The sequence below is a fragment of the Gordonia sp. (in: high G+C Gram-positive bacteria) genome, assembly GCF_047600385.1.
In the GTDB taxonomy this organism is placed as follows: Bacteria; Actinomycetota; Actinomycetes; order Mycobacteriales; family Mycobacteriaceae; genus Gordonia.
Window position 1 is genome coordinate 571,595 of the sequence record NZ_JASGKZ010000001.1, and the last position, 19,772, is coordinate 591,366.

Consider the following 19,772-nt stretch of genomic DNA (forward strand, 5'->3'; position numbering starts at 1 on the left):
CGTCTCTTAAAATCCAATATCTACTGACCAGTAACTTGTAAGGGGTCCACATGCAGTACATGCCGGCTACCGAATCGATGTTCCTCGTCGCCGAGACGCGGGACCAGCCGATGCACGTCGGCGGACTGCAGCTGTTCGTTCCCCGGGAAGGGCAGACCGCCGCGGAGCTGGCCGACGAGTTCCACGCGAAGCTCGAGGCCACCACCGAGATCCAGGACGTGTTCCTCAAGTACCCGGCCAGCCCGGCGGCGATCGCCGGCTACCTCGCCTGGCAGAAGGCCGACAGCATCGACTTCGACTACCACGTCCGCCGCATCGCGCTCCCGCGCCCCGGCGAGATCAAGAACCTGTTCCGTTACGTCTCCCTCAACCACGGCACCCTGCTCGACCGGTCGAAGCCGATGTGGGAGGTCCACATCATCGAGGGCCTGGCCGACGGCCGGCTCGCCCTCTACACCAAGATCCACCACTCCGTGGTCGACGGCGTCACCGCCATGCGCATGCTCGAGCGCAGCCTCACCACCGACGCGGATGCCCGCGACTGCACCGCGTTCTGGGATCCGGAACTGCTGCGCCGCCGCAAGCCGCGGAGCCCGAAGCCGGAGAAGAGCCTCTTCGACAAGGTCACCGACACCGCGGGCGGAGCCCTGCGCATGGCCGACGACATCGTCGGCATGGTGCCCGCCGCCGCGAAGGTCGCCGCCTCCAGCGTGTTCGATCGCGACTTCGTCGCACCGGGCGGCCCCGTGCCGTCGACCCCCCTCAACGTGCCGATCGGCTCCGCACGACGCTTCGCCGCCCAGGACTGGACCACCGATCGTCTCCGGGCCGCGGCCAAACGGCACGGCGTGACCGTGAACGACGTGATCCTCGCGATGTGCTCCGGCGCGCTGCGCACCTATCTGGCCGAGGACCTGGGCGACCTCCCCGAGGACTCGCTCACCGCGATGGTGCCGGTGTCGATGCACGACGGCACCTCCGACGGCAACGCCGTCACCGTGATCCTGGTGCGCCTGGCCACCGACCTGCCCTCCCCGGCCGACCGGCTCCGGGAGATCAGCGCCTCCGCGGCGAGCGCGAAGAACGTCGTCCGCGGCCTGCGCCCGATCCAGCAGCTCGCGCTGGGCCTGGCCAACATCATGCCGCTCGCGGCGTCGACCGTGCCGGGCGCCCACCGGCTCGCCGGACTGAACTTCAACCTGGTGATCTCGAACGTCCCCGGCAACCGGGAGAACCTCTACTGGAACGGCGCCCGGCTCGACGGCTGCTACCCGGCGTCGATCCCCACCGACGGTCAGGCGATGAACATCACCATGACGACCATCGGCGGCAAGACCGGCTTCGGCATCGTCGGCGCCCGCGCCCAGCTGCCCAGTGTTCAGCGTCTCCTGGACTACCTGGAGATCGCGCTGACCGAACTGGAAGAGATCGAACCGCTCGACTGACGAGAGTCGTTGATCCGTACTGATTAGCCGCCGTACCATCAGGTGCGGCGGCATCCTCTCGACCCCTCCGGGGCCGGGCGCCGCCCGGGTCGTCGTCGCGTCCGACGATGACCTCCACCACAGGTGTCCGGCTCGACTGGATTTCTTGTTACTCGCGAGTAGCCTGTGTTGGGCGGGTCACTGAAACAACTGTGGCCTGCGAAGTTAGGTAATCCTTGGCGGCGGAGTACCCCTTCGAACCTCTACGGTTACCTGAAACGAATGTCTGGCTACGCTGAGGCGCACCCGTGCCGACGCGCAGTTGTGGTAACGACCCGAAGAAAGGCCGGTACTCGCCGTGACGACCACGACGGTTGTAATCGGATGCATTACGGCAGCCATCAGCCTCCTGTGCTGGGGCTCCTTCTTGCGCGGTGTCGTGCGGATGGCACGCATCATCTTCCAGGGCCAGAAGGTGGACTCGTCGCGATTCGCGCACCCCCTCTCCAGGCTGTGGACCATGCTCAAGGAGTTCGCCGCCCACACCCGGATGGTCAAGTTCCCGACCGTCGGCGTGGCGCACTGGCTGGTGATGGTCGGCTTCCTCGGCGGCTTCCTCCTGTTCTTCGAGGCCTACGGCCAGGCGATCGACCCCGAGTTCCACTGGCCGTTCTTCGGCGACACCTTCGCCTGGCACCTGTGGGACGAACTGCTGGGCATCGGCACCGTGATCGGCATCGGCACCCTGATCGTCATCCGTCAGCGCAATCATCCGCGCGTGCCCAAGGCGCTCTCCCGGTTCTCCGGTTCGAACTTCCTGCCCGCCTACACGATCGAAGGCATCGTCATGGTCGAGGGCCTGGGCATGATCCTGGTGAAGGCCGGCAAGATCGCCACCTTCCACCACTCCAACGTCTACTCCGACTTCTTCACCATGCGGGTGGCCGAACTCCTCCCGGCGAGCCCGCTGATGGTGTCGCTGTTCGCCGTCGTGAAGGTGCTGTCGGGTTCGCTGTTCCTGCTGCTGGTGGGCCTGAACCTCAACTGGGGCGTCGCCTGGCACCGATTCGCCGCGTTCCCCAACATCTTCTTCAAGCGCGAGGCCGACGGCCGCGTCGCCCTGGGCGCCATCAAGCCGATGGAGAGCGACGGCAAGGTCCTGGAGATGGAGACCGCCGACCCCGACGTCGACGCCTTCGGCGCAGGCAAGATCGAGGACTTCAGCTGGAAGGGCTGGCTCGACTTCACCACCTGCACCGAGTGCGGCCGCTGCCAGAGCCAGTGCCCCGCGTGGAACACCGGCAAGCCGCTCTCCCCGAAGCTGATGATCATGTCGCTGCGCGACCACGGCTACGCGAAGGCCCCGTACCTGCTGGCCGGCGGCGCCAAGGACATGGGCGGCGAGGAGATCGGCCTGGTCGACTCCGACGGCAACGTCCTCGACGACAAGCTCGAGGCCGTCTCGGCCGACGCCCGCGCCGAAGCCGAGCGCCCGCTGGTCGGCGAGTCCGAGGGCACCACCGGCGCGGTGATCGACGCCGAGGCGCTGTGGAGCTGCACCACCTGCGGCGCCTGCGTGGAGCAGTGCCCGGTCGACATCGAGCACATCGACCACTTCGTCGACATGCGCCGCTACCAGGTCCTGATCGAGTCGGACTTCCCGTCCGAGCTGGCCGGCCTGTTCAAGAACCTCGAGAACAAGGGCAACCCGTGGGGCCAGAACCAGGCCCAGCGCACCGCCTGGATCGACGAGCTCGACTTCCACGTCCCCGTGTACGGCAAGGACGTCGAATCGTTCGAGGGCTACGAGTACCTCTTCTGGGTCGGCTGCGCCGGCGCCTACGAGGACCGCGCCAAGAAGACCACCAAGGCCGTCGCCGAGCTGCTCAACATCGCCGCCGTCGACTTCATGGTCCTGGGCCAGGGCGAGACCTGTACCGGCGACTCCGCTCGCCGCGCGGGCAACGAGTTCCTGTTCCAGATGCTCGCGCAGCAGAACATCGAGACCTTCAACGAGCTGTTCGGCACCGCGCCGAAGCAGCGGCGGAAGATCGTCGTGACCTGCGCGCACTGCTTCAACGCGATCTACAACGAGTACCCGCAGGTCGCCGCGATCAACGGCGAGGCCACCGCGGGCCAGTACGAGGTGGTCCACCACACGCAGCTCCTGAACCGCCTGGTGCGGGAGAAGCGCCTGGTGCCGGTGGCACCGGTCGGCGGCCGCGAGGTGACCTACCACGACCCCTGCTACCTGGGCCGCCACAACACCATCTACGACGCCCCGCGTGAACTGATGGAGGCCTCCGGCTCCACCCTCACCGAGATGCCGCGACACGGCTCCCGCTCGATGTGCTGCGGCGCCGGCGGCGCCCGCATGTGGATGGAGGAGCAGATCGGCAAGCGCATCAACGTCGACCGCGTCGACGAGGCGCTCGACACGCTGGCCACCACCCCGACCGGCGACGACACCAAGCTCGTCGCGACCGGCTGCCCGTTCTGCCGCGTCATGCTCACCGACGGTGTCACGGCGCAGACCGCGGGCACCGAGCTGGAGGAGAAGATCGAGGTCGTCGACGTCGCCCAGATGATCCTGGAGGGCGTCAAGCGCGGTCGGCACGAGAACATCACCCGCGGCGACAAGCACCACGGACCCAAGTGGGTCGCCAAGCCGGAACCCGAGCCCGAGCCGGAGCCGGAACCCGCACCGGTCAAGGCCGCCCCCGCGGCCAAGCCCGCTGCCGCAGCAGCAGCGCCCGCCAAGCCCGCCGCCGGCGGACTGGGCAAGCCGGGCGGCATGAAGAAACCCGGCGGCATGAAGAAGCCGGGCGGCGCCGCTCCCGCGGCCGAGGCCGCCCCGGCGGCCGGTGGACTCGGCAAGCCCGGCGGGATGAAGAAGCCCGGCGGACTCAAGAAACCCGGCGGAATCAAGAAGCCCGGCGCCGCCGCGGCGGCCGCACCCGCGGAGGCTCCCGCTGCCGCGAGTGCACCGAACGGCCTCAAGAAGCCCGGCGGACTGAAGAAACCCGGCGGACTCAAGAAGCCGGGCGGCGCCGCTCCGGCTGCGGCCGCACCCGCGGAGGCTCCGGCCGCCGCGACCGCACCGAACGGGCTCAAGAAGCCCGGCGGCCTGAAGAAACCGGGCGGACTCAAGAAGCCCGCCGCCGCTGCTCCGGCCGCGACCGCCGCACCCGCGGAGACGACGACCGAGGCACCGACGGAGGCCCCCGCCCTGGCACCGAACGGGCTCAAGAAGCCGGGTGGCCTGAAGAAGCCCGGCGGACTCAAGAAGCCCGCCGCCGCTGCTCCGGCCGCGACCGCCGCACCCGCGGAGACGACGACCGAGGCACCGGCAGAGGCTCCCGCCCTCGCACCGAACGGCCTCAAGAAGCCGGGCGGACTGAAGAAGCCCGGCGGAATCAAGAAGCCGGTCGCGCCGAAGGCCGCTGCGCCGGCGCCCGTCGAAGAGACCCAGGCTGAAGAGACCCAGGCGGAGGAGGCACCGGTCGCCGAGACCGAGGCCACCACCGCACCGGCCGTCGAGGCGGAGGCCGCCGCACCGGCCGAGGCATCGGCTGCTCCGGTCGTCACCACCGAGGCGACCGAAGGCAAGGCCAAGGGCTTCGGCATGGCCGCGGGCAAGAAGCGCCCCGGCATGGGCAACCGCTGACCGGCCCGGATGCATGACGGCCCGGACCCCCTTCGCGGGGTCCGGGCCGTCGCGCATCCGGCTGGCCGGTCAGGTCTCGGCCCGGTCAGGTCTCGGCCCGGTCAGGTCTCGGCATAGCGCACCACGAGCGGAGCGTGATCGGAGAGCCGCTCCTGCGGCGAGGGTTCCTTGTCCACCGTCACCGACAGCGCCCGGCGGGCGAGATCCGGGGTGGCGAGCTGGTGGTCGACCCGCCAGCCGACGTCCTTCACGAACGACGCGCCCGCCCAACTCCACCAGGTGAGCGGCCCCGGCCGGTCGCCGTGCAGCCGCCGGACGACGTCGACCAGTCGCCGCGATCCGAGGATCGACGAGAACCACTCCCGCTCCTCGGGGAGGAAACCGTCCATCTTCCGCGCCGGGCGCCAATTGGTCACATCGTGTTCGGTGTGCGCGACGTTGAGGTCTCCCACCAGCAGGAACTGTCTGCCGGCCCGGAGCGCCGCGCGCCGGTTCCGCTCCAGTTCCCGGGCGAACGCGGTCCGGAAAACCCTCTTGCGCGCGTACTTGGCACCGCCGTCGGGCTGTTCCCGCATGGCGCCGGGTCGCTGCAGCTCCGCGGGCAGCCCGCCTTTGGGCAGGTAGAGGCATGCGACGGTGAGCGGCCGGTCCGCCAGATCCACTTCGAGGTAACGCCCCTCGTGGGCGAAGGCGCCCAGTCCGCGGGCGACGGGCGGGCACACGTCCCACGACCGCACCGCCGCGGGCGCGGTCCGCGTCAGCACGGCCACCCCGTTGCGGCCCGGGATCGATCCAACGTCGCAGGCCGCGTGATATCCGGGGAACCCGCCGACGTCGTCCGCCCCGCACCGCAGTTCCTGCAGCGCGACCACGTCGGGCGCCCGTTCGGCGAGCCAGGTGTCGAAGCCCCGGCGCCGCGCGGCCCGGATCCCGTTCACGTTGAAGCTCGCCACGCTGAAGGCCGGGACGTCGGATCGAGTCATGGACGCCACGATGCCGCACCCGCCTGCGCGTAATCCATTTGCCCCGGCTGACAGAATGGAACCCGTGAGCCGACCGCATGTATCCCATCAGAACCTGAACCTGCGCACCCTCGAGCAGTCCGACAAGCTCAAGAACGTGTGCTACGAGATCCGTGGTCCGGTGCACGAACACGCGGCACGCATGGAGGCCGAGGGGCACCGCATCCTCAAGCTCAACATCGGCAACCCGGCGCTGTTCGGTTTCGAGGCGCCCGATGTGATCATGCGCGACATGATCCACGCCCTCCCCTTCTCGCAGGGGTACTCCGATTCGCTCGGTGTGCTCCCGGCGCGCCGCGCGATCGTCACCCGCTACGAGCTGATCTCCGACTTCCCGTACTTCGACGTCGACGACGTACTGCTGGGCAACGGTGTCTCCGAACTGATCACCATGACCATGCAGGCTCTGCTGAACGACGGCGACGAGGTCCTGATCCCGTCGCCGGACTACCCGCTGTGGACCGCGATGACGGCGCTCTCCGGCGGCACCCCGGTGCACTACAGGTGTGACGAGGACTCCGACTGGAACCCGGATCTGGAGGACATCGCCGCCAAGATCACCGATCGCACCAAGGCGATCGTGGTGATCAACCCGAACAACCCGACCGGCGCGGTGTACTCGCCGGAGGTGCTCAAGGGCATCGTCGACCTGGCCCGCAGGCATTCGCTGCTGATCCTGGCCGACGAGATCTACGACAAGATCCTGTACGACGACGCCGTGCACACCAGCATCGCCTCGCTCGCTCCGGACATGCTGGTACTCACGTTCAACGGCCTCTCCAAGGCGTACCGGGTGTGCGGTTACCGCGCCGGCTGGGTGGTGATCACCGGTCCGAAGGACCATGCGAAGGGCTTCATCGAGGGCCTGCACACCCTGGCGTCGACACGGCTGTGCAGCAACGTCCCCGGGCAGCACGCGATCCAGGTGGCGCTCGGCGGCTACCAGAGCATCGACGCGCTCTGCGCCCCCGGCGGACGGCTCTACGAGCAGCGCGAGGTGACGGCGAACAAGTTGAACGAGATCCCCGGCGTGAGCTGTGTGAAGCCGATGGGTGCGCTCTACGCGTTCCCGCGCCTGGATCCCGAGGTCCACGAGATCCACGACGACGAGCGCTTCGTCCAGGATCTGCTGCTGCAGGAGAAGATCCTCGTCGTGCAGGGCAGCGGTTTCAATCTGCCCGACACCCACCATTTCCGGATCGTCACGCTTCCGTGGGCGCAGGATCTGAGCGATGCCATCGAGCGGATCGGCAACTTCCTGTCGTCGTACCGGCAGTAACCGCCCGGGCGGCGGCGCTCGTGCCGGACCGGCCCGGTCCGGCACGAGCGCACGGAGGGGCGGCTTGCCTCGATGAAATATTTAATATCTAATGTTCCTACTCGACCGGGGGGTCGAGAAGGACCGGGTCCGGGTCCGCACGACATGCACCTCTCGACCCGGAGCCCGGCCGTGACACACACCCCGCCCCCTTTCCCGACAGACCCCGGCAAGGTCGAACTGCACGCCCGCGCGGTGGACTTCGATCTGTCCGAGACGCCGCTGCACTGGATTCCCGGCCACCCGGTCGCCTCCAACGTGATCAGCGCGCTCAATCTCCTGCTCCCCGAGGGCGAGCGCTTCTTCGTCCAGACCTTCAGCGAGGCGCTGCCGCTGGTGACCGACGAGGAGCTCGCCGCCGACATGCGCGGGTTCATCGGCCAGGAGGCGGTCCACGCGCAGACGCACGACAAGGCCGTCGACGAGTGGCTGGTCCGCCACGGCGTGGACCCCGCGCCGTACCGGAGACAGATGGAGTGGATCTTCCGGAAGGTGCTCGGCCCGCGACCCAATGCGACCCCGGAGGAACGTCGGAAACACCTGGTGGAGCGCCTGTGGATGATCGCCGCCGCCGAGCACTTCACCGCGCTCCTCGGCGACTACGCGCTGAACAACCGCTGGTCGGCCGAGGGCGCCGATCCGAACATGGCCGATCTCTTCGCCTGGCACGGCGCCGAGGAGGTCGAACACCGGACGGTGGCCTACGACGTCGCGACGTACTTCGCCGACACGCGCTCGCATCGTCGACGCTCCATGGTGATCGCGATTCCGCTCGGCATCCTGCTCGCCCGAGGCGTCCGCTTCCTGAATCGCGCGGATCCCGACATGAGCCTGTCGGCCGTCGGCCGGTTCCGCGAGTACTTCCGCGGCACCCGGGCCGACGTGGTGCCGCCCCTGCGCATCCTCCCGAAGGCGGTCGCCGCGTACTTCCGGAGCGACTACTCCCCCGCCGACGTCGGGGACACCGCGCAGGCGGTGGCCTATCTCGCCGCCTCGCCGGCCGCACGACGGGCGGTCTGACCGTGGAATCGCCGCTCTACGCGAACGCCACCGACCTCACCACCGACCCGCCGCACGTGTACGGCCGGTGGCGCCGCGACCCGCTGAATGCGCATCCTGGCCGGCGGCGCGCAGTCGTGGTTCCCGCTGTGGGCCAAGCGCACCCGGATCCGCGAGCACCGGCCTCGGCCCCGGATCCAGTTGATGTCGGTGGTCCGGCGCGAGACGGTGGCCGACGACTCCGGCGTCGTCGCGCTGACCCTGGCCCGCCTGGACCGCTCGGCCGTCGACGACTGGCATCCGGGGGCGCACGTCGACGTCTTCCTGCCGTCCGGCCGGATCCGCACCTATTCGCTGTGCGGCCGCCCCGACGACCGGCACTCCTACCGGATCGCGGTGCGCCGACTCCCGGACGGCGCCGGCGGTTCGGTCGAGGTGCACGACGACGTCCAGGTGGGCGACGTGCTCCCGGTGCGCGGTCCGCGCAACGCCTTCCCGCTGGCCCTGCCCGGCCACGGTTCACCGGCCCGGCGGCTCCGCTTCGTCGCCGGCGGCATCGGGATCACCCCGCTGCTCCCGATGCTCGCCGCCGCCGAGCAGCACGGCCTGGACTGGTCGATGGCCCACACCGGCCGGACCCGGGCGTCGATCCCGTTCCTCGACGAGCTCGCCCGCTACGGCGACCGGGTCACCGTGCGGACCGACGACGTCGACGGCGTCCCCGCCCCCGCCGACCTGCTCGGCGCGACCCCCGATCGGCAGGCGGGTCTGGCGGTGTACTGCTGCGGCCCCGCCCCGATGCTCGACGGGCTGCGGCAGCACCTGGACGGCCGCACCGACGTCGAACTGCACGTCGAGCGGTTCACCCCGCCGCCGGTGGTCGGCGGCACCGAGTTCACCGTGCGGCTCACCTCCTCCAGCGAGACCGTCACCGTCGCCGCCGACGAGTCGACGCTCGATGCGCTCCGCCGCGTACGACCCGATCTCGCGTTCTCGTGCAGGCGGGGCTTCTGCGGCACCTGCAGGCTGGTCGTCCGCGACGGTGAGATCGATCACCGCGATACGGCCCTGACCGGCCCCGAACGTGCACGGGGTCACTTCCTTCCGTGCGTCTCCCGGTGCACGGCCGGTGAACTCACCGTGGAGGTGTGAATGTGAACACGAACGCAAGCACGATTCGATATGACCTCTGAGATAATCGACGGCATGACGGAATACCGGATCGACGACCTGGCGCGGGCGGCCGGCACCACCGTCCGCAACGTACGCGGCTACCAGGACCGCGGCCTGATCCCCCGCCCGGTGCGCCGCGGACGCATTGCGATCTACACCGAGCAGCATCTCTCCCGGCTCAAGGTGATCAACGACCTGCTCCGTCGCGGCTTCACCATGACCCACATCGGCGAGTTCCTCTCCGGGCTGCAGCGCGGCGACGACCTGGTCGACGTGCTCGGCCTCAAGGATCTGATCACCGAGCCGATCCAGCGCACGCCGAGCGAGCAGATCAAGGCCGCCGATTTGCACCGGGTCCTCGACACCGACGATCCGGACCTCCTGCATCGCATGGAGCGGGCCGGCCTGATCGAGCCGATCGACGACGGTGCGGCCGGAGCGCCTGCGCACTACCTGATCAAGGACACCGAGACCCTCGATGCGTACCGCTCGATGATGCGCATCGGGATCCCGCTGAAGTACCTCCTCGGCCTGCAGGAGAAGCTGGACCGGGACCTCGAGGGCTCGGCCCGCACACTCGTCACCGCCGGCCGCGCCGCGATCATCGAGGGCCGCTTCGACGGCTGGATCCCGGAGAGCGACGAGGAGTCGGACTGGGCGATGACCTTCATCCGGCAGCTCCGCCAGGCCGGCCGGGTCTCCGCGCACAACAGTCTCAACCGGGCGCTCGACCGCGAGCTCACCCGCCAGCTCGACGACTACCTGGCGATCGCCCGCAGCCGCCGCGATGCCGAGGCCGCGAAGGCCGACGATTCCGGAACCGCGCAGGCCTCCGGCGCCTGACCGCTCTCCCACCTCCGCTTCCTGCACGCATCGTTGCGTTGTGTACGTATGTACATGTACTTTTGTACACAACGAAGGGAGTCGAGGATGTCCGGAACCAGACGTGATCCGGCCGGCCGCAGGCGGGAGATCGTCGCCGCCATGGCGGATCTGATGTGCCACGGCGAGCCGAAGATCACCCACCGCAGGGTGGCCCAGCACGCCGGGGTCCCCCTCGGGTCCACCACCTACTACTTCGCCTCGCTCGACGACCTGCGGTCCGCCGCACTCGAGTTCCTCGCCGAGAAGGTCGACGCCGACCTCGCCGAGACCGCCGAACTGCTCGACGCGAGCGACGGCTCGCCGGAGACCGTCGCCGCGATGTTCCACGACTACCTGTCCGACGCCGAGCGGGTCCGCACCGAGCTCGTCCTCTACAGCGCGAGCCTCGCCCGCCCCGAGCTGGCCGTCGTGAGCCGCCGGTGGTTCTCCGGCCTCGTCGACCTGCTCTCCCGCCTCACCGACCGTCGTACCGCGCTGACCATGGCGGTGTTCGTCGACGGCGCCTGCATGCACGCGGCCCTCAACGACGAGCCGCTGGACCTGCCCCTGCTGCAAGACCTGACCCGCTCGCTGATGACCGGCACCGCCGACCGACCCCGCCTCCGAGCCCCCGAAGAGACCGAACCGAGAACGTCATGAACCTCCTCCACTCCCCCGAGATCGAACCGGACGGCACCCTGGTCCACGAGATGCCCGCGTGGCGCCGCTGGTCGGGCCTGGCCGTCCTCTCGCTCGCGCTGCTCACCGTCGTGATGGATCTGACCGTCCTGAACGTCGCCCTGCCGTCGATCAGCGAAGAAGCTCGAGCCCACGGCGGTGCAGCAGCTGTGGATCGTCGACGCCTACTCGCTGGTCCTAGCCGGCCTGCTGATCTCGATGAGCGGTCTCGCCGACCGGTTCGGGCGGCGCCGCCTGCTGATGGTCGGCTTCGGCCTGTTCGCCGTCGCCTCGCTGCTGGTCCTCCGAGCCGACTCGGCGCCCGTCGTGATCGCCCTGCGCGCCCTGCTGGGCCTCGGCGGCGCGATGATCATGCCGACCACCCTGTCCATGCTGCGCGTGATCTTCTCCGATCCGCGCGAACGCACCCTGGCGCTCGGCATCTGGGCGGCGGTCTCGGCGGCCGGCGCCGCGGTGGGCCCGATCATCGGCGGCTTCCTCCTGGAACACTTCTCCTGGCACTCGGCATTCCTGGTGAACGTGCCGCCGATGGTGCTCGCCCTGCTCGCCGCCGCCTTCCTGCTGCCGGAGTCGCGGGTGCAGGTCACCGCGCGCTGGGACTTCGTCGGCTCGGCGCTCTCCCTCGGCGGCGTCGCCGCCCTGGTGTGGTCGATCAAGGAGTTCGGCAAGCACTTCCTCGACGACGGCCTGGCCAACGTCCCGGCCCTGCTCGCCCTCACCGCGGCCGCGATCCTGCTGACCGTCTTCGTCCGCCGCTGCCTGCACCGCCCGGACCCGCTGCTCGACGTCCGGCTGTTCCTCCGTCCGCAGCTCACCGCGGGCGTCCTGGCCGCGCTGTTCTCCATGCTCGCCATGGGCGGCGGCCTGCTGCTCCTGGCCCAGTGGCTGCAGGGCGTCGAGGGTCTCTCCCCGCTGCAGACCGGCTACCGGCTGCTGCCCTTCGCCGCCGGCGCGATCGTCACCTCGGTCGGCGCCCGCCGACTGGTCGACGCCCTCGGCGCCCGCCTGGTGATGGCGTTCGGCCTCGGCCTCCCGGCGATCGGCTTCCTGATCCTGTGGGCCTCGCCCGATCCGCTGGAGTACGGCTGGGTGGCGCTCTCGATGGTGTTGCAGGGCGCAGGTTCGGGCGCCCTGGCGATCGGCTCGGCGATGATCATGTCGGCCAGCCCGCAGGAGAAGGCGGGAGACGCCGCCGCCATCGAGGAGACCGCCTACGACCTCGGCAACGTGTTCGGCGTCGCCCTGCTCGGCACCGTCGGCGCGGTGATCTTCAGTTCCCGGCTGAACACCTCCGTCCCCGGCGCCGACCAGTCGCTGGCCGCGGCCCTGAAGGCCGCCGAGCACACCGGATCACCCGAGCTCGCCGCGTCCGCGATGTCGGCGTTCACCGATGCGCTGACCCGGGTCGGCCTGATCGGCGCGGGGATCCTGGCCGCCGCGGCGGCGGTCGTCTACCTCCTGACCCCGCGCGATCTGGACATCGACGTCCAGCACTGAGACGAGCCTCCCCGGCGTCCCGACTCCGATCCGAGAGGTCGAGCTTCCTCCTCACCGGTCGAACTTCCACCTCACCGGTCGAACTTCCACCTCACTGGTCGAACTTCCACCTCGCTGGTCGAACTTCTTCCTCGCTGGTCGAGCTTCCACCTCGCTGGTCGAGCGAAGTCGAGACCACCACCTGTGCGCCGAGGGATCTCGACTCCGCTCGATCACCGAATAAAGGCGCGATCATCGAAAAGCTCCCCGGTCTCAGCGGCGGTAGGTGGTCGAGAAGGTCTTGTGCACGCTCGGCCGGTTCGGCACCACCTGGTAGGCCTTCAGGGTGAGCGACGACGGCTCGATCTCCATCGTCATGAAGCCGCGGTCGGTGTAGTTCTCGTACTTGGCGCGGAACCGGTTGCCGGACTGCGAGTGCACCGTCTTGGCCGCGGCGCCCGAGACGATCTGCCGGGTGCCCTTGAGCCCGGGGACCACGTCGATCACCTGCTGGGAGTGGTCGTGCCCGGACAGCAGGAACTGGGCGCGGCCGGCGACGTGCTTCTCGAAGAACTCCTTGAGCGCCTGCCCGTCGAGCGGCGCGGGCAGCCCGTCGAAGTCGCCCGCGGGACCGTGCGGGCCGTTGTTCGCGTACGGGTGGTGGGTGCAGACGAACTTCCACGGCGCGGTCGACGCGCGCAGGGCGCGGTCGAGCCAGTCCGCCTGGCGGGTCATGTAGCGGCCGCCGGGCTCCCATTCCGGGGAGAGGAAGGGCGGGATGTAGGCGGCGAGCGGGTTCACGTCGAGGACGAAGAACTCGGCGACGCCGGTGTCGACGGAGTAGTACCGCGACGGCATGTACCAGCGTCGGGAACGACGGTGATAGGCCACCTCGGCGTCGCCGCGCAGCAGCCAGCCGCCGTCGCCGGGGAACACCGCGGAGGTGTCGTGGTTACCCAGCGCCATCAGCCACGGGAAGTCCAGGCCGGCGTTCGGCTTCTCGAACTTGGTCTGGAACTGGACGTCGTCGGGGCCGTTCGGCCCGCTCTCGTAGATGTTGTCGCCGAGTCCGACGGCCAGGTCGAAGGGCCGCTCGGCGTGCACCCTCCGCGCCATCGCGGTCACCGCGTACTGCGGCTCCTTCCCGGTGCCCGCGTCACCGGTGACGAGGACGTGCAAGCGGTCGACCCGCTTCGGGAGCGGAAACCTCGCGGCCGCGTGCGCCGGGGCGGGGCGGGCTCCGCCGAGGGCGGCGGCGGTGCCCGCCGCCACGGCGGCACCGGCGAGGAAGGAACGTCGTCTCAGGCCGAAATCGACCGGCCGGGGGCTGTTGTCGGTCACCGGAGGATCCTGACACAGAAAGATGAACGCATCGTTGTCAGATCCGGGCTCCGGCGGCACCCGGCGTTCACCCGCCGTTCCCCTCTCGCTTCACGGCCGCGCATGTAGTAGACATGAGCCGGGTCACCCTTCCAGAAGAATGTGAACAGCCATGCACTGCAGGGCCTTTCGGATCGTCGTCGGCGCCGTCCTCGCCGTCGTGCTGCTCGGGACCGTACCGGGCACCGGTCACGCGGAACCGACCCCGCCGAATCTGAAGCCGATCCCCGAGGAGATCATCCGCGGCCTCGACGACGTGATCCCGGCACCGGCGATCCCGAAGCTCACGCGGATCCCGCAGCGGTCCCGGGCCCCCGGATACGACCACGCGACGCTCGAACTGCGCGATGCGGTGCTGCCCGATCCGATCGGCGACGCGATGTTCGACCACTGGCCCGCCGGACTCGAGAAGCGCCAGAACGGCGACGTCCTCGCCACCCGCGACATCACCCGGACCACCGGCTTCCTGATGACCGTGCCGCTCCGTCACGCCACGATGCTCAAATACCGGTCCACCGACACCCACGGACAGCCGATCTACGGCACGGCGACCGTCGTCGAACCGCGGGCGCCGTGGAAGGGCCCGGGTCCGCGGCCGATCCTGGTGAACAATCTGCCCATCAACGGTCTCGGTGTGGAATGCACCAGCGGTTACACCCTGACCCACGGCTGGCACGACAAGTCGAATCAGACCGATCTGTTCCCGCCCACCACGCAGCTGGCGCTCGCCCGCGGCTACGCGGTGATCGTCCCCGACCACGAGGGGCCCCGGCAGGCCTACGCCGAGCCGACCCTCGCCGGCCACGTCGTGCTCGACGCGATCCGCGCCGCGGCGAAGTTCGCTCCGCAGCGATACGCGCGGAGTCGGGTCGCGGTGACCGGCTACTCCGGCGGGGCGATCGCCACCGACGGCACCGCCAAGGTGATCGGCGAGTACGCCCCCGATCTGGTCCCCCGCGTGGTGGGCGCGGCGCTCGGCGGCGTCCCGGCCGACTTCCGTCTGCTCGCCGCCGCGATGAACCGGAACGTCGCGACCGGCGTGATGCTGGCGGGCGTCCTCGGCATCGCCCGGGAGAACCCGGAGATCCTGACGCTGGCGAACAACGCGGGCACGCTGCTCGCGACGTCGACGTTCAAGAACTCCTGCGGTTCGGACTACGGCCTGGCCGGGCCGTTCCAGCTGCCCGCGCAGATCCTGTCCAAGGACCGGGACCCGTTCGGTTCCGAGGTGGCCGAGCGGATCTACCGGAAGACCACGATGCCCGACGCCGCCTCGGCCGTCCCGATGTACATCTATCACGGCACCCACGAGATCTGGATCCCCGCGCAGGGCGCCCGGAACCTCTACGCCCAGCAGTGCAGGCTCGGTGCGAACGCCGTCTACCGCGAGGTGCCCGGCGAACATCTGTCCGCCGCGGTGATCGCCTACCCGGAGGCGATGGGTTGGCTCGACGCCCGGCTCCGCGGCGAACCGGCCGAGAGCGAGTGCCGCCGCTGACCGTCCGGCCGGACGGTCGCGCTCAATAGCCGTACGGGTTCTCCGGTTCCGGCACGGACCGGGCGTCGCCCACCTCCAGCAGCGGGATGTAGTCGCGTTCGGCGTTCGCACTGCCCGGCACGACGGTCCCGATCACCTTCCACCAGGAACCCTGCGGCGACTCGGCCAGTCGCTGCGCTGCCGCTCCGCTCATCCCCATCCGGAAGGTGCGTCCGTCGGCGACGCAGCAGATGATGCGCACCTGGGCGAGATCGAGCTCCTTCCCCCGATGCTGCAGCGATCCGGTGACGGTGATCGCCCGGCCGTTCAGTCCGCCGCCGTCGGGCTGGGCGGCGCGCTGGACGATCTCGTAGATGTCCAGCGGGGGCGCGGGTTCGTCCGGCAGCGGATCGAACATCGACGATTCCGCCACGGTGACGTTCGTCGGAGCCGGTTCGGCGGCGGGCACCAGCGCCGGGGGTCGGAGGAAGAAGACCACCAGCACCGGGACCGCGAGCAGCCACAGGACCTTGCCGTCGTGGCGGTGGCCGTGATCGCAGGCGTGCTCGTCGCGGCGGTCCGCCGGGCCGCCCGCTCGGATGTCCCGGACGATCGCCAACAGCGCGAGCGCCACCAGCACCGTGCCGGAGATCAACAGGTACGGCTCCAGCGACGGCTTCACGTAGCGCACGAACGAGCCGTCGAGCGTGATCCGCACGATCGCCAGCCCGATGCACAGCAGCGACAGGTTCTGGACTTCGGAGTTCATCTCAACGCCACCCGAGGATCAGGGCGCCGACACCGGTCGCCGCGGCGATCGCGACGACGAAGGTCGCCGCCGAGAACCGAGCCGCGAACCGCGCGCCGAAGGCGCCGGCCTGCATGGCGATCAGTTTCAGGTCCACCACGGGGCCCACCACCAGGAACACCAGCCGGGGAAGCAGCGGCAACTGCGACATGCTCGCGGCCACGAAGGCGTCGGCCTCCGAGCACACCGACAGCACCACGGCCAGCACCGCCATCAGGAAGATCCCCAGCAGCACCTGCCCGGCCAGTGAATCGACCACGCTCGCCGGGACGACGACGTGCAGCACCGCCACGAAGAGCGCGCCCATCGAGAGGTAGGCCGCCGACTGCAGGAAGTCCTGCCGCATGGAGTCGGCGAACCCGGACCAGCCGCGCGCCTCGTCGTCGTGCATCACCCGCCGGGTGATGAGGGTCGGATCGCCGAAGCGCGCCCACAGTCCGCCCATCACCACCGCGGTGACCAGGGACGCCGCGAATCGGGCCGCGACCATCAGCGGCTCGGCCGGGAAGGCGACCGCCGTCGAGACCAGCACCACCGGGTTGATCGCCGGCGCGGACAGCAGGAAGGCCAGGGCCGCGGCCTGCGGGACGCCGCGGTCCATCAGCCGCGCCGAGACCGGAACGGACGCGCATTCGCAGCCGGGCAGCAGGGCCCCGGCGAGACCGCCCGCACCGACCGAGGCGACCTGCGACCTCGGCAGCGCCCGGGCGATCATCGCGGGCGTGACCCACGCGGCGATCGCGCCGCTCACCACCGTGCCGAGCACCAGGAAGGGCACCGCCTGGACGAAGATCCCGGTGAAGATCGTGGCTCCGGCGGCCACCCTCCGATCGTCGAGCACGGCGCCCCGCCAGCCGAGCGCGAGTGCGACGCCGACGGCCAGCAGCACGAAGAACACCACCGTCCCGGGCCGCAGAAACGCCGCGGGACGCGGCTCCTGTGCTTCTCGGGGTTCCACGGAGTCGCTCGACACAGGGCAAAGGTACGCACATGCACCACTGATGACAATCGTTGCCATCGCAGCGCCGGGCCGCTCACACCGGAACGCGGCGGGCGCCGGAACCGGTCTCGGCCAGCTCGTCGTGCGGGTTCAACAGGCCGCACGCCTTCATCGACAGGCACCCGCAGCCGATGCATCCCGTCAGTTCCCTCTCCAGTCGTTCGATGCCCTGCCTGCGGAGTTCCAGCGTCTTCTTCCACCGCGTGGAGGCGCGCTCCCAGTCGTCCTGGCTCGGACGACGGTCCAGCGGAACCTCCGCGAACGCGTCCTGGACGTCGGCCAGCGGGATGCCGAGGCGCTTGGCGACGGAGATCAGAGCCACCCGGCGGAGCATGTGGCGCGGATACCGTCGCTGGTTCCCCGAGGTGCGCTCGGAGGCGATGAGCCCAAGCTTCTCGTAGTAGTGCAGCGCCGACACCGCGACGCCGGTCCGCCTGCTCATCTCTCCGACGGTCAGCAGCGCGACGGCCTCTCGCCCGGTCGTCGACTCATCCGTATCGCCCATGTCCCGAGCGTACCGATCCGACCTCAAGTGAGCTTGAGGTCACCGGGCGGAGAGCGCGGTCGCCCAGTTCCCCGCCCGCCGGCTTCCACCGAGGATCGCTCCCGCCGACCGGCCGAAGAACCTCGATTCACATCTTCGAACACTTGATCGATTAGCTTCATGGGAGTAGCGTAGATCACATCGGAACCGACCACAAGGGTCCGGTCGATCGAACACACGTTCGCCGGAACACTCGTCGGACCGGGCGCAGGGGGGGCACCATGATCCATCGTGACGACGGCGCTTCGCCCTGGACTCGGCTCGATCTCACCGGCGTCGGCATGACACCGCCCGATCCCAGGACGAACGAGGAGACCCAGGGCCGGGATTGGTTGCTGTTCGCCGCCGCGGCGCATCGCGGGGAAGCCTTCCTACGCTGGTCGCAACTGACCGCGGTCGCCGAGTTCCTGGAGATCACCCTCGGCCGGCTCGCCGACCTCATCGAGAGCGGTGAGGATCAGCGGGATCTGTTCGATCCGTGGACGGTCACCATCGAAGAGGTCGCGATCGTCTTCGCCCTCCCCGCCTTCCAGGCGAAAGCCCTGGTGAGCGAGGCCGTCGCCACCGCCGACCGGCTGCCCGAGACGGCGGTGCTGTTGCGGGACGGGGTCATCGGCTCGGCGGTGTTCGCCACTGTGGTCGATCGCACCGACATCGTCGATGAGCGGGCGCCACTGGCGGCCGTCGACCGTGATCTCGCCGAAGCACTCGCCGGGGCCGGGCACCTCTCGGCCAAGGCCGCGGGCAAGATCGCCGACCAGATCGTCGAGATCCATGACACCGATGCGGTCAAGCGCCGCTACGAGAAGCGCAATGGCCGGAAGAACGTCACCCGGCGCGACTACCCCGACGGCCTCGGCGGGCTGCACATCACCGCCGACGCCGAGGAGACACGACTGGCCCAAGACGCGGTGAACGTCCTCGCGACAGCATGCTGTCCGAACGACCCCCGCACGATCGGGCAACGACGTTCGGCCGCCGCGATCGCCTGCCTGCGCCGCCTGCCCTTCACCTGCGCCTGCGCCGCGAAAGAGGCGTGTACCGCTGAACTCGATGAGCAGCAGATCTCCCAACGACAGGCCTCGATCGTGATCCACGCGGTCTGCCAGAAAACGACGCTGGCCGGCGAGAACGCTCTACCGGCTCACCTGGACGGACACGGTCCGATCAGCGCCGCGCACGTGCGGGAGCTGGCCCAGCGACCCGACGCCATCGTCCGAGACCTGGACCTCGACACCCTCCGAGACACCGAGAGCACGGGTGCCGTCGAAGACGCCGATATCGCTGCACTCTCGGGTCCTCCTGAACCTCTCGTGCGGATCGGGAACACCAGTCGGCCCGGAGATCGGTATCGTCCGACCGCGGCCCTCGACGCCCTGGCCCGTGCGGTCTTCGGGACCTGCACACTCCCCGGCTGCGAGCACCCGGCCTGGTCGTGCCACCTCGACCACGTCGCCGAGTTCGACCACCTCCGCCCAGCCTCGGGCGGACCGACCTGCCTCTGCAATCTCGCACCGAAGTGTCTCAAACATCATCTGTTGAAGACCCATCTCGGTGCGACGAATCCGGCGGAAGGATGGGTCGACGACCTCTGGATCGACCCCGCCGACGGCACCCCGTGGACGTCGGTCACGGTTCACGGCATCACCGTCGACACCCGCGCACCCAACCGATGGCTCCTCCCGCAACTGGAGCGTCTGCGCTGCCGCCACCGTGCACTCGCACCACCGGAACCCAGTGCCGAGCACGACCCGAACCGATCACAGAGAGGAGGCATCCAGGCCGTCACCGCGTACAAGCACGCCTGGCGGCGGGCAGCACGGGCCCGCCTCCGCCGCGCACGAGAACGCGACGACGAAGACCTCGGACCACCACCGTTCTAGCCGTCCCGGGGGAACCCACACCGAGGTCCGCCGATGAG

At 69.6% G+C, this 19,772-nt stretch carries 14 protein-coding genes and 1 pseudogene; 10 read left to right on the forward strand and 5 right to left on the reverse strand.

What is annotated here, in order from left to right:
• Window positions 1-50 precede the first annotated feature (50 nt).
• Together QM809_RS02575 and QM809_RS02580 are read left to right on the forward strand one after the other, a co-directional pair.
• Window positions 51-1,445 (forward strand): WS/DGAT/MGAT family O-acyltransferase, encoded by a 1,395-nt coding sequence (locus QM809_RS02575; RefSeq protein ID WP_415044280.1) that lies wholly within the window; start codon window positions 51-53, stop codon window positions 1,443-1,445.
• 337 nt (window positions 1,446-1,782) lie between these two features.
• The gene (locus tag QM809_RS02580) at window positions 1,783-5,091 is read left to right on the forward strand and encodes a (Fe-S)-binding protein (protein WP_415044281.1); all 3,309 of its coding nucleotides are present in this window, start codon (window positions 1,783-1,785) and stop codon (window positions 5,089-5,091) included.
• Between the two features lie 101 nt (window positions 5,092-5,192).
• On the opposite strand, the gene QM809_RS02585 is transcribed toward QM809_RS02580, so the two are convergent.
• Entirely contained in the window at window positions 5,193-6,074 is an 882-nt protein-coding gene (locus QM809_RS02585; protein WP_415044282.1) for an exodeoxyribonuclease III, read from the reverse strand.
• A gap of 64 nt (window positions 6,075-6,138) precedes the next feature.
• Here QM809_RS02585 and QM809_RS02590 point away from each other — a divergent pair, with 64 nt between their 5' ends.
• From QM809_RS02590 to QM809_RS02615, 6 genes and pseudogenes are all read left to right on the forward strand, one after another.
• Window positions 6,139-7,392: a pyridoxal phosphate-dependent aminotransferase gene (locus QM809_RS02590; RefSeq protein WP_415044283.1), complete on the forward strand. Its 1,254-nt coding sequence runs from the start codon at window positions 6,139-6,141 to the stop codon at window positions 7,390-7,392.
• A gap of 144 nt (window positions 7,393-7,536) precedes the next feature.
• Window positions 7,537-8,451: a metal-dependent hydrolase gene (locus QM809_RS02595; protein ID WP_415044284.1), complete on the forward strand. Its 915-nt coding sequence runs from the start codon at window positions 7,537-7,539 to the stop codon at window positions 8,449-8,451.
• A 2-nt stretch (window positions 8,452-8,453) separates the two neighbouring features.
• Window positions 8,454-9,582: pseudogene (locus QM809_RS02600) on the forward strand (PDR/VanB family oxidoreductase).
• A 54-nt stretch (window positions 9,583-9,636) separates the two neighbouring features.
• Window positions 9,637-10,446, forward strand: coding sequence for a MerR family transcriptional regulator (locus tag QM809_RS02605; RefSeq protein WP_415046992.1), 810 nt, complete (start codon window positions 9,637-9,639; stop codon window positions 10,444-10,446).
• A gap of 87 nt (window positions 10,447-10,533) precedes the next feature.
• A complete protein-coding gene (locus tag QM809_RS02610; protein ID WP_415044285.1) occupies window positions 10,534-11,127 on the forward strand; it encodes a TetR/AcrR family transcriptional regulator in 594 nt (197 codons plus the stop codon).
• A 177-nt stretch (window positions 11,128-11,304) separates the two neighbouring features.
• The gene (locus QM809_RS02615) at window positions 11,305-12,663 is read left to right on the forward strand and encodes an MFS transporter (RefSeq protein WP_415044286.1); all 1,359 of its coding nucleotides are present in this window, start codon (window positions 11,305-11,307) and stop codon (window positions 12,661-12,663) included.
• A gap of 252 nt (window positions 12,664-12,915) precedes the next feature.
• Here QM809_RS02615 and QM809_RS02620 read toward each other — a convergent pair whose 3' ends face one another.
• Complete coding sequence (locus QM809_RS02620; protein WP_415044287.1) at window positions 12,916-13,983, reverse strand: metallophosphoesterase; 1,068 nt, start codon at window positions 13,981-13,983, stop codon at window positions 12,916-12,918.
• A 151-nt stretch (window positions 13,984-14,134) separates the two neighbouring features.
• On the opposite strand from QM809_RS02620, the gene QM809_RS02625 reads away from it, so the two are divergent.
• Window positions 14,135-15,520 (forward strand): lipase family protein, encoded by a 1,386-nt coding sequence (locus QM809_RS02625; RefSeq protein ID WP_415044288.1) that lies wholly within the window; start codon window positions 14,135-14,137, stop codon window positions 15,518-15,520.
• Between the two features lie 22 nt (window positions 15,521-15,542).
• Here QM809_RS02625 and QM809_RS02630 read toward each other — a convergent pair whose 3' ends face one another.
• The 3 genes from QM809_RS02630 to soxR all read right to left on the reverse strand — a co-directional run bounded on the left by QM809_RS02630 (window position 15,543) and on the right by soxR (window position 17,812).
• Window positions 15,543-16,268, reverse strand: coding sequence for a TIGR03943 family putative permease subunit (locus QM809_RS02630; RefSeq protein ID WP_415044289.1), 726 nt, complete (start codon window positions 16,266-16,268; stop codon window positions 15,543-15,545).
• Window position 16,269: 1 nt separating this feature from the next.
• The gene (locus QM809_RS02635; RefSeq protein WP_415046993.1) at window positions 16,270-17,223 is read right to left on the reverse strand and encodes a permease; all 954 of its coding nucleotides are present in this window, start codon (window positions 17,221-17,223) and stop codon (window positions 16,270-16,272) included.
• A gap of 118 nt (window positions 17,224-17,341) precedes the next feature.
• Complete coding sequence (soxR, locus tag QM809_RS02640) at window positions 17,342-17,812, reverse strand: redox-sensitive transcriptional activator SoxR (RefSeq protein WP_415044290.1); 471 nt, start codon at window positions 17,810-17,812, stop codon at window positions 17,342-17,344.
• Window positions 17,813-18,072: 260 nt separating this feature from the next.
• On the opposite strand from soxR, the gene QM809_RS02645 reads away from it, so the two are divergent.
• Complete coding sequence (locus QM809_RS02645; RefSeq protein ID WP_415044291.1) at window positions 18,073-19,734, forward strand: DUF222 domain-containing protein; 1,662 nt, start codon at window positions 18,073-18,075, stop codon at window positions 19,732-19,734.
• Window positions 19,735-19,772: the final 38 nt, after the last annotated feature.